The organism is Zobellia russellii (genome assembly GCF_044597075.1).
Classification (GTDB): Bacteria; Bacteroidota; Bacteroidia; order Flavobacteriales; family Flavobacteriaceae; genus Zobellia; species Zobellia russellii.
In genome coordinates this window covers 338742-353601 of sequence record NZ_CP139000.1, presented here as the reverse complement: position 1 = coordinate 353601, position 14860 = coordinate 338742, and the positions used below count along the sequence as shown (strand labels likewise).

At 38.1% G+C, this 14860-nt stretch carries 14 protein-coding genes; 5 read left to right on the top strand and 9 right to left on the bottom strand.

Annotation, left to right across the window (positions count from 1 at the left end; all coding sequences use genetic code 11):
* Positions 1-61: 61 nt before the first annotated feature.
* From priA to nadC, 4 genes are read right to left on the bottom strand one after another with little or no spacing between them, the layout of a single operon-like run.
* Positions 62-2518, bottom strand: coding sequence for a primosomal protein N' (gene priA / locus SJY45_RS01445; RefSeq protein ID WP_400073021.1), 2457 nt, complete (start codon positions 2516-2518; stop codon positions 62-64).
* Between the two features lie 16 nt (positions 2519-2534).
* The gene (locus SJY45_RS01440; RefSeq protein ID WP_215439007.1) at positions 2535-2975 is read right to left on the bottom strand and encodes a DUF2147 domain-containing protein; all 441 of its coding nucleotides are present in this window, start codon (positions 2973-2975) and stop codon (positions 2535-2537) included.
* Entirely contained in the window at positions 2972-3940 is a 969-nt protein-coding gene (locus SJY45_RS01435; RefSeq protein WP_215439006.1) for a YihY/virulence factor BrkB family protein, read from the bottom strand. The genes SJY45_RS01440 and SJY45_RS01435 overlap by 4 nt, the downstream gene beginning before the upstream one ends.
* The gene (nadC, locus tag SJY45_RS01430) at positions 3941-4798 is read right to left on the bottom strand and encodes a carboxylating nicotinate-nucleotide diphosphorylase (RefSeq protein ID WP_400073020.1); all 858 of its coding nucleotides are present in this window, start codon (positions 4796-4798) and stop codon (positions 3941-3943) included. It lies immediately after the preceding gene.
* A gap of 130 nt (positions 4799-4928) precedes the next feature.
* On the opposite strand from nadC, the gene rlmH reads away from it, so the two are divergent.
* Positions 4929-5402, top strand: a complete 474-nt coding sequence (rlmH, locus tag SJY45_RS01425) for a 23S rRNA (pseudouridine(1915)-N(3))-methyltransferase RlmH (RefSeq protein WP_400073019.1) — start codon at positions 4929-4931, stop codon at positions 5400-5402.
* A gap of 102 nt (positions 5403-5504) precedes the next feature.
* Complete coding sequence (locus SJY45_RS01420) at positions 5505-6539, top strand: bestrophin family protein (protein ID WP_400073018.1); 1035 nt, start codon at positions 5505-5507, stop codon at positions 6537-6539.
* Positions 6540-6705: 166 nt separating this feature from the next.
* On the opposite strand, the gene serA is transcribed toward SJY45_RS01420, so the two are convergent.
* The 5 genes from serA to SJY45_RS01395 form a co-directional block, all read right to left on the bottom strand.
* Positions 6706-8598 carry a phosphoglycerate dehydrogenase gene (gene serA / locus SJY45_RS01415; RefSeq protein ID WP_215439002.1) on the bottom strand — a complete coding sequence of 631 codons (1893 nt, stop codon included), beginning with the start codon at positions 8596-8598 and terminating at the stop codon, positions 6706-6708.
* A 143-nt stretch (positions 8599-8741) separates the two neighbouring features.
* A complete protein-coding gene (locus SJY45_RS01410) occupies positions 8742-9536 on the bottom strand; it encodes an alpha/beta fold hydrolase (protein ID WP_400073017.1) in 795 nt (264 codons plus the stop codon).
* The gene (locus SJY45_RS01405; RefSeq protein WP_215439001.1) at positions 9529-10227 is read right to left on the bottom strand and encodes a DUF3307 domain-containing protein; all 699 of its coding nucleotides are present in this window, start codon (positions 10225-10227) and stop codon (positions 9529-9531) included. Before SJY45_RS01405 ends, SJY45_RS01410 begins: the two co-directional genes overlap by 8 nt.
* Positions 10228-10836 (bottom strand): SatD family protein, encoded by a 609-nt coding sequence (locus SJY45_RS01400; RefSeq protein ID WP_215439000.1) that lies wholly within the window; start codon positions 10834-10836, stop codon positions 10228-10230.
* Between the two features lie 82 nt (positions 10837-10918).
* On the bottom strand, positions 10919-11371 hold the full coding sequence (locus SJY45_RS01395) for a methyltransferase family protein (RefSeq protein ID WP_400073016.1): 453 nt from the start codon (positions 11369-11371) through the stop codon (positions 10919-10921).
* 87 nt (positions 11372-11458) lie between these two features.
* Between SJY45_RS01395 and SJY45_RS01390 the strand changes: the two genes are divergently transcribed.
* The 3 genes from SJY45_RS01390 (at position 11459) to SJY45_RS01380 (ending at position 14832) form a co-directional block, all read left to right on the top strand.
* On the top strand, positions 11459-12028 hold the full coding sequence (locus SJY45_RS01390) for a non-canonical purine NTP diphosphatase (protein ID WP_303405945.1): 570 nt from the start codon (positions 11459-11461) through the stop codon (positions 12026-12028).
* 140 nt (positions 12029-12168) lie between these two features.
* Complete coding sequence (locus SJY45_RS01385) at positions 12169-13953, top strand: DEAD/DEAH box helicase (RefSeq protein ID WP_400073015.1); 1785 nt, start codon at positions 12169-12171, stop codon at positions 13951-13953.
* 102 nt (positions 13954-14055) lie between these two features.
* On the top strand, positions 14056-14832 hold the full coding sequence (locus SJY45_RS01380) for a carboxypeptidase-like regulatory domain-containing protein (protein WP_215438996.1): 777 nt from the start codon (positions 14056-14058) through the stop codon (positions 14830-14832).
* Positions 14833-14860: the final 28 nt, after the last annotated feature.

The following is a 14860-nucleotide window of genomic DNA, read 5'->3' as shown; positions in this document are numbered from 1 at the left end:
TTCTACTTTAAAATATAAATCCCGAACATCAAATGGTGTTCGGGTTTTTTTTTATTCGCCCTTAAATATGGTCTACATTATAGATAACCCGTACACTACGATACTGTGAAACGGAATTAAACGATTTTTCTATTCTCTTGATAGCTATTTTCGTCTTTACAACAGATTGGGCATGTGGTATCTTTATCAATACGTTTTTTAAGAAAAGATTCCGTACTCTTGCCACCGGCGGATACTCTGGCCCTAGTACATTACCCCCTAAAGTTGCACGAAGTGCTTTTGCAAACCATTCTGTTGCTTCGTTCAGACGGTTATACTCCCTATGCTTAAAAGTGATTTTTATTATTCTATTACTGGGAGGATATTTATACTGTTCCCGCTCGTACAACTGCTCATTGAACATAGTATCATAATCATGGGTAGATACCTGTTGTAAAATTTGGTGGTACGGATTATAACTCTGTATTAAAACTTTACCTCTTTTTTTGGTACGCCCTGCCCTACCCGCTACTTGTGTCAATAGTTGAAAGCAACGTTCGTGCGCCCTGTAATCCGGAAAATTCAGAAGAGAGTCCGCATTCATAATACCTACCAAACTCACATTTCTGAAATCAAGCCCTTTGGTCAACATTTGCGTACCCACAAGAATATCCATCTCTTGTTGCTCAAAAGCAGTTATTATCTTTTCATATCCATGTTTACCACGAGTGGTATCTAAATCCATACGCCAGGTCTTAGCATCTGGAAATAAGGTTTCCAGCTCCTTTTCCACCTGTTCTGTCCCAAATCCTTTGGTATCCAAAGTCTGGCTACCACAGGCTTGACAGCTTACTTGCAATGCCATATGATACCCACAATAATGACAACGTAATTGTTTTTTATATTGATGATAGGTTAAACTTACATCGCAATTGGGGCACTGGGGCGAATGCCCACAAGTAGTACACTCCATTATTGGTGCGTACCCTCTTCTATTTTGAAATAAAATTACCTGTTCGCCTGCCTCCAGAGCTTCTTCGATCGCCAGAAACAAGCGTTCCGAAAAATGTCCCTTCATACGGCGCTTACGGCTCTGTTCCTTTATATCTACCAATTCAATATCCGGCATAAGCACATTTCCGTAACGCCGGGTAATTGCCGCATATCCGTATTTTCCAATTTTAGCATTGTAAAAACTTTCAATACTTGGTGTAGCCGACCCTAACAGAACTTTACTATCATGTAATTTACCCAACACTATAGCAGCATCACGCGCATGATATCTTGGTGCCGGATCAAACTGCTTAAAAGAACTCTCGTGCTCTTCATCAACCACAATAAGCCCTAGATTGGAAAAAGGCAAAAACAAAGCGGAACGCGCTCCTATGACTATTTGCGCCTTATCTTTGCTGGTCAAAACATTGTTCCAAGCCTCTACACGCTCCTGCACACTGTATTTGGAATGATACACCGTTATTTTTTCACCAAAATAATTCTGTAAACGAGAAATAAGCTGGGTAGTCAAGGCTATTTCAGGTAGAAGGTAAAGCGCTTGCTCCCCTCTTTGCAAACATTCTTCTATCAGTTTTACATACACCTCTGTCTTTCCCGACGAAGTTACTCCGTGTAAAAGAGTAACCTTGTCCGCTTTAAAACTCTCGGTTATATCGTCAAAAGCTTGTTGCTGATATTCATTTAAATCCTTTAAACTATAGTTTTCTTCCTCTCCTTCATAATTGACCCGGTCTGTTCTTATAAAGTACTCTTCCAGGATTCCTTTATTTACTAGCGATTTTATAATCGCTTTTGACCCCCCACTGGTTTTTTCAAGCTCGTCAACTTTAATCGGCTTTTTATTGGTAGCTTGTAATTGAAATAAGGATAGAACCACTTGGCTTTGCTTGGGAGCCCTGGACAAATCGGTTAAAAGAGCTTCTAGTTTTTCTTCCGAAAGGTATTCTTTGCCCAGTTTTACATAACGAACCAGTTTAGGCTTATACTGCTCGTACATTTCTTCTTTAAGAAGAATAACATTCTTTTCTATTAGCCGGTTCAATACCGGCAGAATATTTTTTCGTTCAATAATAGCGCTTACCTCCTGCACTTTTAGTACAGCCTGATGCTGTAATGCTTCATAGACCAAGAACTCATCATCCTCTAGCCCAGATTCATCTACTTCCCCACTGCTGTTCCGCAGAATAAGAGTCTCACTTTCCAATAAAAACGCTCCGGGTACGGCACTCCTGAAAACCTCGCCAATAGTACACATGTAATACTCAGCGATCCATTGCCAATGTTTTAACTGAATAGCATTAATAATTGGGTCTTCATCCAAAATACGGTCAATCTCCTTTGCCTCGTATATTTCAGGGGCATTGGTATGCACCTTGTAAACCAAGCCCGTATAGACCTTAGACTTTCCAAAAGGCACTCCTACCCGCATACCAGGACGCAAAAACTCAGCCTCGGTTTCAGAAACGGTGTAGGTAAATAGTTTCTCTAAAGGAATCGGTAATATAACATCAATAAAATACTGCATACAGTGGAGTGAAAATCTATCCGTCTACCCGTACCCAAGTCTGGGTGCGGTAAATAAAGGCCAAATACCCTCTTACTTTAAGTTCATCAGGATTATCCGGGTTAAGCCAAATTTTACATCTAAAGGTCATTGCCTGCTGAGGGTCAAAAAGAGTATCTCCTTTATAAACCCCGTTCCCATGGTGTTCTGCATCTTCAATAATGGTCATACCCAATACAGGCTTGTCTTTCATATCTCCCTCGCATTTGGTGCAAATAAAGTTTTCTTTTCCTTCTTCCACTATTTCAATCACCTTACCATGCATTTTTCCATCTTCTTCATAAATTTCGATAATGGCTTTTGGTTTACCGGTGCGGTCATCTATGGTTTTCCATTTTCCGAATACACTTTGGGACTGCCCCATTGGAAGCATTGATAAAAACAGGAAAATTAAACTCGTAATATTGGTTACACTCATCTTCTAGAATATGTTTTTCTTAAAGAGTTCAATGAAGCATTAAGCTCGAACCCGAGCAACAATATATTAGAATTTAACCAGATATATACCATAAGTATCAACAAACCTCCTAAAGCTCCGTATAATTCATTATATCTAGCAAATTTTTCAACATATACCCCAAAAAGATATGATGTAAGCATAAACAATAAGGTAGTCATTAAAGCTCCAACAGAAAAGAAGCGTGCATGTTTACCCTCCATCGTACCAAAATAATACAATATAGCCGTTGTAAAATAGGACAGTATAACAAAGAAGAGCACCTTACCTATCTGAGCTCCAACAATATCATTCTCAGTAAGATCATAACCACGTGTTTTGGCTGCCCAAACACTTAAGTAATCCGTAATATAAAACTCAAAATACCCGTAGGTAACAGCACCCACAATGAGCAAAATGGACAGGATAAGCCCCACCATTAAAGCATAAAGATATTGACGGAAAAAATTTCTGGTAAGCTCTACATGATACGAATTTTCAAACCCTCCAAAAATGGCATTTACCCCATTGGCCATCAGAAAAATGGAAAACAAAAAAGCTGAGGATAGCAACCCACCTCTTTTCTGGTCTTTTATTTGCTGATAAATATCCCCAAAATAATCACTTGTAGCCGAAGGTAAAAAAGACTCTAAAAAAACAAGGAACTGAGAATCAAAATTTTCATTGCCCACACTTACGTAAGGCAGTATAAAAGGTATTAAGGTGATGAGAAATATCAGTAAGGGAAACAGCGCTAAAAACAAACTAAACGCAATGGAACTGGCACGTGTAGAGATAGCCCCACGGAAAATACCAAGAATATACATTTCCATTAAATCATAGAGCGATAGCCCCTCAAAAGCCGGTAATTTTATTCGTTTTAAGAAACGAGCAAGCCGGTTAATGACAGGAATTTTTTCAATTCTATCCTCTATCTCCTGCGACATTTACACCGCTTTTAAGCTTAAATCCATATTGTAGACAGAATGTGTTAGCGCTCCAGAAGAAATATAATCCACACCACACTCCGCATATTTACGCAAGGTATCTTCGTTTATCCCTCCCGAAGATTCCGTTAGGCACGTATCACCAATTAACTTTACCGCTTTACGGGTATCTTCATAATTAAAGTTATCTATTAGAATACGGTACACACCACCGGCTTCAAGAATTTGCTCTATCTCATTTAAGTCCCTAGCTTCAACTATTATCTTAAGGTCTCTATTGGTTTCCTTTAAATAGTCTTTTGTTTTCTGAACAGCCTTACCAATTCCACCCGCAAAATCTATATGGTTATCCTTAAGCATGATCATATCATAAAGAGCGAATCTATGGTTTTCTCCACCCCCTATTTTTACCGCCCATTTCTCCAAAGCACGAATGCCGGGCGTAGTTTTTCTTGTATCAAGAATTTTAGTTCCCGTACCCTCTAGTAACTTTACGAACGAATTTGTTTTGGTTGCGATGGCGCTCATACGCTGCATGGCATTCAAAACCAATCTTTCTGCCTTTAAAACGCTCTGTGATTTTCCTGTGACATAAAAAACGATATCACCATGTTTTACCGCCGAACCATCTTCTATAAGTGTTTCTACCTCCATACTAGGGTCTACATACTTAAAAACTTGTTTAGCGAATTCCACACCCGCAATAACACCTTGGTCCTTTACCAATAATTTAGCCTTACCCGTTGCTGTATCTGGAATACAAGCTAGAGAACTATGGTCTCCATCTCCTACATCTTCACGAATGGCGTTGGTTATGATATACTCTATTTCTTTTTGAAATTGTTCTTTGGAAATCATCTATGAAATTTTACTTAAAGCTAAATTAGTAAATTGTTGGGGGTTTATAGACTTTACCCCAAGGGTTATTTATAAGAACTGCTTTGGATAAGAATAACGAGTTTTTATTATTTCAAATTATATTTGTAGCATGACCATAAAACTCATCGCTATCGGAAAAACGGATAGCCAAGCATTGTTGCAACTTATTAGCGAATACGAGAATAGATTGAAGCACTATGTTAAATTTGATCTGACCATTATACCCGACATTAAAAACACCAAAAACCTCTCCGAAACCCAACAAAAGGAAAAGGAAGGTGAACTTATCTTAAAACAATTGACCAATACGGATGCACTGGTTCTCCTAGATGAAAACGGAAAACAGTTTTCATCGGTAGACTTCTCTGCCTATCTACAGAAAAAAATGAACGCCGGTCTTAAACAACTAGTTTTTGTCATAGGCGGGCCGTACGGTTTCAGTCCAGAAGTTTACAACAAGGCACAGGGCAAGATAAGTCTGTCTAAAATGACTTTTTCACACCAAATGGTACGTTTATTTGTGGTAGAACAAGTTTACAGGGCATTTACCATTCTACGTAACGAACCTTATCACCACAGGTAGAACAATACCCTATTCTTCAACCGTTCAATCTAAAAAAAACCTCTTGTAGCTCATATTAACAAATCAACTTTTCTACATTAGCAGTCTAACAAAAAAATTGCCATGATTGTTACTAAAGGAATTCCGTTTAAGAAGTTATTTGATTTGTCTTTCCACCATATCATTTGGCTGTTTCTATATATGGGTAGTGTTGCCGTGCTATACCGATTTAATATTATTTCGTACGAAGTTCCTTGGTTACCAGTCTCCGTAATTGGTACCGCTGTTGCCTTTTACGTTGGTTTTAAAAACAATCAATCCTATGACAGAATGTGGGAAGCCCGAAAAATATGGGGAGGAATAGTAAATGATAGCCGTACATGGGGTATGTTGGTAGATGGGTACATAACTAACATGAATGCCGTAGAAAAACATAATGAAGAGGACTTACATGCCATTAAAAAAAGACTTATTTACAGGCAGATAGGATGGCTTTACACCCATAGAGAACAATTATTGGTATCTACCTCTTGGGAACATGTTTCACAAGGTGGCTTGACCACCAAACACGCCCAAAGACTTGAAGATAACTTTGGTGTGGGTATCATAAGTGACCATCTAGAATACCGTCAATTAAAAAACTTTCTTTCTAAAGAAGAATTTGAACGTTTGGTTACCAAAGCCAATACCGCTACGCAAATTATAAATGAACAATCCAGAGATTTACGAGAATTACGCAAAAAAGGGTTAATTGACGATTTTAGACATATTAAGATGCAAGATGTTTTACGTACTTTTTATGAATTACAAGGTAAGAACGAGCGAATCAAAAAATTTCCCTTCCCCCGCCAATACGCAAACATGAGCTATTATTTTGTTGGGATATTCATTTTTCTATTGCCATTTAGTATGATGCCCGAAGTACTAGATTCCGGAACGGCCAACCTATGGCTTGCCGTACCAATCTGCGTGTTATTAGGATGGATATATGTTATGATGGAATTAATTGGGGATTATTCTGAAAATCCATTTCAGAGAATGGCGAATGATATTCCTATGCTTTCGCTTTGCAGAACAATTGAAATAGACCTTAGGGAAATGTTGGGAGAAACAGAACTACCACCTCCGGTAAAAGCAGAAAAAGGAGTGCTTATGTAGTTTTATGTTGTAGTGATAGCATTATGAATTAAAAGTTGCTTATGCCCATCCTACCTAGAGTCGCAACGAACCTTAACGGAGGTAAGCCAAGAAACATTTACACAATAACACATAAAAAAAGCCCTAATTAAAGGGCTTTTTCAATTCTTATCATTTAGAGAACGGTTTAGTACAATACTCTAAACTTAATAGTATTCTCCACCTTTTTAAGGGCTTTGATTACGTCTTTATTATATTCCTTATCCAAATCGGTTATAACGTAGCCAACCTCACTATCCGTAGAAAGGAATTGCCCTGAGATATTTAAACCATACGTAGCACATACTTCGTTGATTTTTGCCATAATGCCAGGAACGTTCTTATGAATATGCAAGAAACGGTGTGCGTTCTGTTGTTTTGGCAAACGGATGTTAGGGAAGTTTACCGCATCTACCGTATTCCCAGAATTGATATAGTCCATAATTTTATTAGGAACAAAATCAGCTATATCACGTTGTGCCTCTTCAGTACTACCACCTACATGAGGCGTTAGGATAACATTCTTTAAACCTTGAAGCGGTGTATAGAAATCACCATTGCTACGAGGCTCCTCAGGATATACATCAATTGCAGCACCTCCAATTTTTCCGGATTTTAGACCATTGGCCAAAGCTTCAATATCTACAACAAAACCTCTAGAAAGATTGATAAGCATTGCGCCGTTTCTCATTTGGCTAATTTCTCTTGCGCCAATGAAATTCTTGTTTGCCTTGTTATCATCTATGTGTAAGGTAACTACGTCCGAAACATTCAACAAGTCCTCTAACGTATTGCACTTTTTAGCATTACCTAAGGACAACTTATCCTCAACATCATAGTAATACACACGCATACCTAGAGCTTCCGCCAAAATAGAAAGTTGCTTACCTATATTACCATAACCAACAATACCAAGATTCTTACCACGAACCTCTCTTGAACCTTCGGCGGTTTTTTGCCATTGCCCACTATGAATTTCGCTACTTCTAGAGAATACACTACGCATAAGCATAATGATTTGCCCAATAGCCAATTCCACAACGGAACGGGTATTACTGTACGGAGCGTTAAAGACTACAACGCCGTTTTTCTTGGCATGCAGCAAATCTATTTGTGTAGTACCGATACAGAACGCACCAACAACCAAAAGTTTATCCGCCGCATCCAATACTTTTTGCGTCACTTGGGTCTTAGAACGAATACCCAATACATGAACACCTTTAATCTTCTCTATAAGTTCTTCTTCTCCAATACTGTGTTTTACCAGTTCTACTGAAAAACCATCATCTGACAGGTTTTTGAACGCATCAGGGTGAACATTTTCCAAAAGAAGAATTTTAATTCTGTTCTTGGGATAAGAGATATTACGAGGTAAATCGTTTACAAAAAGAAATTCATCCATATTAGGTGTGATATAATCTGCATTTTTTGCCGCTTTTTCGCGATGCACATTTTCCGTGTACGCAAAGAATTTATCGGCAATACCGGCTTCGCGCATTACATAATCGCTATACCCATCTCCAATAACTTGAACTTCTCCTTCTAAGTTCATGTTTTTAAGACATTCTATTTTCCCGTTATGCTGAGAAAGCACATTTTTAGCATCAAAACCAATAATATTTCCTTCTTTATCAAATTCAAAGGTATTTGCATATACCCTATCCGATGGAATATTATACTCCTTAACAATAGGGTCTATGAACTCTTTAAACCCGCAAGAGATGACATAAATATCATCCGAAAATTTTTCAAAAAACTCTTTGTTTGAAGCAATAGACTTTGAAATTTTATGGCGCAACTCCTCAACTAACGGCCCTAAATCATCTTTATGGGCGTTTAATAATTTTATTCGTCTTTCAAGTGATTCGGTAAAGGATATATCTCCGTCAATACCCAGATTTGTAATCTCTTGAATTTGACTAATGATTTCGTCTCGGTTAGACTTGCCTTCCAAGGTCATTTCGGCCAGTACATCCAAAGCTTCTACCCTTGTTAAGGTGCTATCAAAATCGAATACGTATTTTCTACCTGTTTCTACCATGTCTTTGCTAAAAAATTAAGCAACAAAAATAAAGATTATTTCTGTCCAAATTGGACTAATGTTGCTAAAAGTTATCCTTATAACTAATCTAGTTCTTTTTGATAGGGATTTTCATTTTAATAAGAATGATAAAACGTACTATGCTAATCTAGAAAAGAGAGTATCGCCTTTGAAAAAGCAGGAGTTTTATATGTTCCGTTATGGTCTCCGTCCACAATTACAAATTCGCTTTTGGGAATAGCTTGATGTAGTTCCTCCGGACTGCCATTGTCCAAATCTTCATTACCCGCTATGACCAAAACTTTGGCCTGCACATAACTTAAATGACTTTTTCTTGTATACGGCTGAAAACGCTGTTGCAAGTACAGACTCCTAAAATCCGCATTTACGGATTTAGCATAATCTACCGCTTCTTGGGTCTCTTCCGTTACCCTGCCGTTAAATGCATACATAAACTTAATTTTTCGAGGCCACCGGTAATGGGTGAAATCTATTCCCATACCGCCCAATACCGCTTTTTTCACCCGTTTATCCTTCAACAAGAGTTTGGCAAGCACAATACTCCCTCTAGAATACCCAACGGCCATATATTTTTTAAGCCTAAGGTGCTGCATGAGAAACATAATATCCATGATTTCTGAATCTAAGCTATACGCATCTTCCGTTTGCGGTTTGTCCGATTCTCCGTTACCCCTTAAATCAAGCGCAACCACCCTAAAACCTTCGGCTAATAGGTCAGCCTTTAAACTTGTATCTTCCCACGATTCCTTGGTATTTATGAACCCGTGAACCAACAACACAACATCTCCTTTACCTTCATCCGTATAGGCTATTTTTGTATCGTCAAACGAATTGAAAAATTGGGTCTGAGCCGATAATTCGGTAACGAACATGAACGGCATCACCAAAAGAAAAATACGAAGTGTACGCTTATACATTAACATAGATAATCCCTGTAATTACAGCAAGTCCAAAACTTAGCAATGTTCCTATTAAAATATATTCCGTAAGTTTCCTGTTGTTGCTTTCCTTTAAATCGTTAAAGCGAAAAACAGACTTTGCCCCTATCAAAAGCCCTATAGCCTCCCATCTGCCCATGATAATGAACATAAGAACAAATAACCGTTCTATTATTCCAATATACTTTCCGGCATTGGGCAAAGATTTATGGTCTAGTTCAATTTTATCCGACATGGCTTCCAACAACTTCCCCATAATAATCGCAGCAGGAGAACTTACAAATACAAGAGCGGTTACCAACGGCCAATCCAAACCTTGAAAAAGAGCTACCGTATGCTCTGTTAGGTTTCCATAGTATACACAACAGTATAGTACGGTCACATGCAGCACCTGATCTATGAAAAAAGGAATGCTCTTGAGACGGAATTTTGGAGTTAAGTATAGTTTTAGCAAATCGATAACATAATGCGAAACCATAATAACCAATGCTACTTTCCAAAAATTAAAATCCCAGACCAAAAGCATGGTCAAGGCAAAGTGAAGCAAGACGTGCGCGTACAAGTATTTAGACTTCTCCTTATTAGCTTCCTTATGAACTACCCAACGGTTGGGTTGTAGCAAAAAATCACCTATTAAATGTGCCAATAAAAGTTTTGTAAACAGAACCATCTAACCTAAATCTTTTAAAGTTTTTGAATAGTACCCAAGCAACTCTAGAACCAAATCTAGACGTGCTCTTTTTTGACGTTGACTTACCGCAGATTGTTTAATATTTAGCCTTTCGGCGATTTCCCGTTGTGAAGCATTGGGATTGTCTAGCGCCAATACAATTATTTCTGCCGATACGGTGCTCCAATCATCCATAAAGTGCAGGGCCAACTTAAGCATAAGATTTAAGGTGTCATCAAAAAAGCCATTGCCCGTAGCTATGGTTAAATTAAGCTTATCCTCTTTTAGTGATTCAAAAGTTCTACCGGATCTATGATAAGCCGGACCGTTAGACTCACTAACCCCCACCCCCTTAAACGTTTCATTACCCAAACCAATACCCATACGGACATCTAGCCCTTTTACGGTCTTCATTAAAGCCTTGATATATATTGCCGCTTGCAAAGCATCTTCCTTTGCTATTTTTAACTGAAACTCATCTCCTCTGTAAACCTCCCAATCTACTGGCGATTTACCTAGTTTGGATAAGTAATCCTTAAGAATGCCCAACCACTCCGATGAGTTGTAACCCTCGGAATTAATAATATCTCCTGTTATTATTGCCACCATAATAATATAAGCTAAAACGCTAATATACTAAAATATAAGCTAAAACGCTAATATTTTTCTTTATAAGTCAAAATGCTTATAATCAAAACCATCTTCGCACATTTAGACAGTACTGCTTGTACTCCTTTCCAAAAAGCTCCAAAAGAGCCATTTCTTCAGGAATAATCTGAAACCTGTTCATATACGCCACAAAACCGGCAGCCAATAACGTATTAAAGGCATTCCCTAACCAAATGCCCAAAGCCAGTAGAAATACCAACAATGCCAAATACATAGGGTTTCTAGAATAGGCGAAAATTCCTCCATCAATCAATTTACTTGCCTTGGAAGGTTTGGTCGGGTCTATAGTGGTTCGCTGGCGAAGAAACTGAAAAAGAGCAACACCAGCTATAAGCCCGGCAAAGATCAATAAGCCATAAATCAAATAATATCTACCAAAAAAATCAAAATAACCAAAAGGCAAAAAAGTAGCAAGCAAATACATAAGACCTGCAAAAATCAAGAAAACAACTGCTGGAGGTATCTTCAATTCCATAGAAAGAAATATTTATAGCATATCAAAATTACTACTTTTGAGACCGCTAAATGCATCCAAGGAAAAACAATCTTAAAATTGGTCTATATGAAACTTGTTTTCGCTACGCATAACAAAAATAAACTTGAAGAAGTTAAAAAAATCGTACCTCCTCATATAGAATTGGTTTCTTTAACGGACATTGGTTGCTTTGACGATATTCCGGAAACAGGGGCTACCTTAGAAGAAAACGCCCATATAAAAGCAGACTACGTTACCAAAAACTACGGCCTTGCATGCTTTGCCGATGACACAGGACTCTTGGTAGATGCATTAAATGGTGCTCCAGGCGTTTATTCCGCCAGATACGCCGGCACAGATAAAAATTCTGATGACAACATGAATAAGCTTTTAGAGAATCTAAAAAGCAAAAATAATCGCGCTGCACACTTTAAGACCGTTATAGCTCTGAACATCGATAATGAAAAATATGAGTTTAGCGGTATCGTAGAAGGGGAAATAACAGAAGCGAAAAAAGGCGATAAAGGTTTTGGGTACGACCCTATTTTCCTTCCCAATGGTTATAATGAAACCTTTGCAGAACTTCCTTTGGAAACCAAAAACGCCATTAGCCACAGGGGCCGAGCCATGAGAAAATTAATAGATTTCCTCCAATAACGGCTATTTCAATAATAAAACGTACCTTTGCGCCTTAATTTTAACGCCGCCGGTATGGCAGGTGTTGCTCTGAGTACTAAGGTTATACACGATAATCGCTCTATGCAACACACCTATTAGCGATTAAGTATACCTTTTTTATGACAAAATTTGAAGCCTTAGGGCTAGACAAGTCCATATTGGACGCTGTCAAGGATATGGGATTCGAAAGCCCATCTGAAGTACAAGAAAAAGCAATCCCTATTTTATTGGAAAGTGAAACCGACCTAGTTGCACTAGCGCAAACGGGAACCGGTAAAACTGCTGCTTTTGGTTTTCCGTTAATTCAGAAAATAGATAACAACAGCAGAACTACCCAAGGTTTGGTACTCTCTCCTACCCGTGAACTTTGTTTGCAGATTACAAATGAGATGCAAGCTTATTCCAAATATGTAAAAGGCCTCAATACCGTTGCCATTTACGGAGGAGCAAGTATTACGGAACAAGCAAGACAGATCAAACGTGGCGCACAGATAGTTGTAGCAACTCCTGGGCGAATGAAAGATATGATCAGCCGTGGCCTGGTAGATATAAGCAAAATAGACTACTGCGTTCTAGATGAAGCAGATGAAATGCTTAACATGGGCTTCTTTGAAGATATAAAGGATATCCTTTCAAATACTCCCAAAGACAAATCTACGTGGTTGTTTTCGGCTACTATGCCAAGAGAAGTAGCTACCATAGCTAAAAAGTTCATGCACAGCCCTATGGAAATTACCGTGGGAGCTAAAAATGCTGGTACTTCAAACGTACAGCATGAGTATTATGTAGTTGGGGGTAGAGATAGATACCCAGCACTTAAAAGACTTGCAGATGCCAACCCTGATATTTTCTCGGTAGTTTTCTGTAGAACAAAAAGAGACACTCAACGTGTAGCTGAAAAGCTAATTGAAGACGGTTATAACGCAGGTGCTTTACATGGAGATTTAAGTCAAAACCAGAGAGATTTGGTAATGAACTCTTTCCGTAAAAAACAAATACAAATGCTTGTTGCTACAGATGTAGCGGCACGTGGTATTGATGTTGATGACATTACGCATGTTATCAATTACCAGCTTCCAGATGAAATTGAAACCTACACCCACCGTAGCGGTCGTACCGGTAGAGCTGGGAAATCAGGTATTTCAATGGTTATCGTTACCAGAAGTGAGATGCGTAAGATTCACGCTATAGAGAAAAAGATACAGCAAGATTTTATCTCCAAGAAAATTCCGACCGGAATAGAAATCTGTGAGATTCAACTATATCACTTGGCCAACAAAATCAAAGAAACAGAAATTAATGCAGATGTAGAAAACTATCTTCCTGCCATTAACGATGTACTAGTAGGTCTGGACAGAGATGAGCTTATTAAAAAAATAGTATCCGTAGAGTTTACACGTTTTTCGAATTATTACAATAAGACGAAAGACATGAACACCTCTGATGACCGTGGTCGCGACAGAGATAGAGGAGAAAGAAACGCACACGTACCTTCAAACGGTTCTGTACGTTACTTCATAAACGTTGGAGAAAAAGATGGTTACGATTGGATGTCCTTAAAAGATTTCTTGCGCGACACATTGGATTTAGGCAAAGAGGATGTTTACAAGGTTGATACTAAAGATTCTTTTTCATTCTTTAATACCGAAGCCGAACATACAGATAAAATTCTTTCGTTTTTCACAGACTTTAAACTTGAAGGTAGGTTTATAAACGTAGAAGTATCCAAAAACCCTGGCGGAAGTGGCGGCGGTGGTCGTGGCAAAAGCAGAAGCGGCGGTGGCAGAAAAAGAGATCGTGACAACGATCGTGGTGGCCGTTCAAGAAGCAGAAACTCTTCTAAAGGAAAGCCAAGTCATTCCGGAAAAAGAAGAAGCTCAAAAAGTAGAAGCGATTTCTTCTAGACCTCAAGAAACTTATTTTTAAAGTTAATTGTATATTAAAAAATACGCTTCGGCGTATTTTTTTGTTTTGTTTAGTACTTTTAAACCTGTATGCTTAAAGTAATGAAACCACTCTTAATAATTATTCTACTATTTATCTCAACCTTTTCATTTGCTCAAGAGGAAGAAGTTTTAGAAGAAAAAGAAATAAAAGCCATAGTTGTTAATGCCCAAACCGATGCGGTTATGGGTGATGTTCATGTTATAAACTTGAACAAGGTAAAAGGAACAATTACTAAAGAAGATGGGGAATTTACAATTTCAGCATCGGTAGACGATATCCTTTACTTTTCTTTTTTAGGTTTCAAATCACAAAAAATCAGGGTTACCAATGACATGTTCAAATTTAAGGACACTAAAATTGCCTTAACGGAACTGGCGTATGCATTGGAAGAGGTGATTGTTAAACCGTATCAACTTACCGGCTATCTTGAAATAGACGTTAAGAACGCTCCTATAAATAATGCGTACCAATATAGTATTTCAGGACTTTCAGTAGGTTATGAAGGCGGTAATAAAAACCCAAGCGCCGTTACCAAAGTGTTGGGCGCCATTTTAAATCCCGCAGATTTATTGCGTAATCTCTTTGGAAAACAGCCCAACCAGATGAAAAAGCTACGCAAAATAAAAGAAGATGATCAGATACGAGATCTCTTGGCTTCAAAGTTTGACCGTGAAGTCTTAACAGAACTACTTCAGATAGAGAAACTGGACATTCAAGATATTCTAAACAATTGTAATTACTCCAAGTCCTTTATAAGAACTGCCAATGACCTGCAAATTCTAGATGCCATAAGCAGTTGTTACGAAGATTTTAAAGTATTAAATCGTAAAAAATAAATTTTCTATTTTCCACAGCATTTTATAG

What these genes read in the sequence shown, in the direction of transcription:
- SJY45_RS01385 (WP_400073015.1), top strand. Translation starts at nt 12,169, where the DNA reads ATGACAAAATTTGAAGCCTTAGGGCTAGACAAGTCCATATTGGACGCT.
- SJY45_RS01410 (WP_400073017.1), bottom strand. Translation starts at nt 9,536, where the DNA reads ATGTATAAGCGTACACTTCGTATTTTTCTTTTGGTGATGCCGTTCATG.
- priA (WP_400073021.1), bottom strand. Translation starts at nt 2,518, where the DNA reads ATGCAGTATTTTATTGATGTTATATTACCGATTCCTTTAGAGAAACTA.
- SJY45_RS01395 (WP_400073016.1), bottom strand. Translation starts at nt 11,371, where the DNA reads ATGGAATTGAAGATACCTCCAGCAGTTGTTTTCTTGATTTTTGCAGGT.
- serA (WP_215439002.1), bottom strand. Translation starts at nt 8,598, where the DNA reads ATGGTAGAAACAGGTAGAAAATACGTATTCGATTTTGATAGCACCTTA.
- rlmH (WP_400073019.1), top strand. Translation starts at nt 4,929, where the DNA reads ATGACCATAAAACTCATCGCTATCGGAAAAACGGATAGCCAAGCATTG.
- SJY45_RS01380 (WP_215438996.1), top strand. Translation starts at nt 14,056, where the DNA reads ATGAAACCACTCTTAATAATTATTCTACTATTTATCTCAACCTTTTCA.
- SJY45_RS01440 (WP_215439007.1), bottom strand. Translation starts at nt 2,975, where the DNA reads ATGAGTGTAACCAATATTACGAGTTTAATTTTCCTGTTTTTATCAATG.
- SJY45_RS01420 (WP_400073018.1), top strand. Translation starts at nt 5,505, where the DNA reads ATGATTGTTACTAAAGGAATTCCGTTTAAGAAGTTATTTGATTTGTCT.
- SJY45_RS01435 (WP_215439006.1), bottom strand. Translation starts at nt 3,940, where the DNA reads ATGTCGCAGGAGATAGAGGATAGAATTGAAAAAATTCCTGTCATTAAC.
- SJY45_RS01405 (WP_215439001.1), bottom strand. Translation starts at nt 10,227, where the DNA reads ATGGTTCTGTTTACAAAACTTTTATTGGCACATTTAATAGGTGATTTT.
- SJY45_RS01400 (WP_215439000.1), bottom strand. Translation starts at nt 10,836, where the DNA reads ATGGTGGCAATAATAACAGGAGATATTATTAATTCCGAGGGTTACAAC.
- SJY45_RS01390 (WP_303405945.1), top strand. Translation starts at nt 11,459, where the DNA reads ATGAAACTTGTTTTCGCTACGCATAACAAAAATAAACTTGAAGAAGTT.
- nadC (WP_400073020.1), bottom strand. Translation starts at nt 4,798, where the DNA reads ATGATTTCCAAAGAACAATTTCAAAAAGAAATAGAGTATATCATAACC.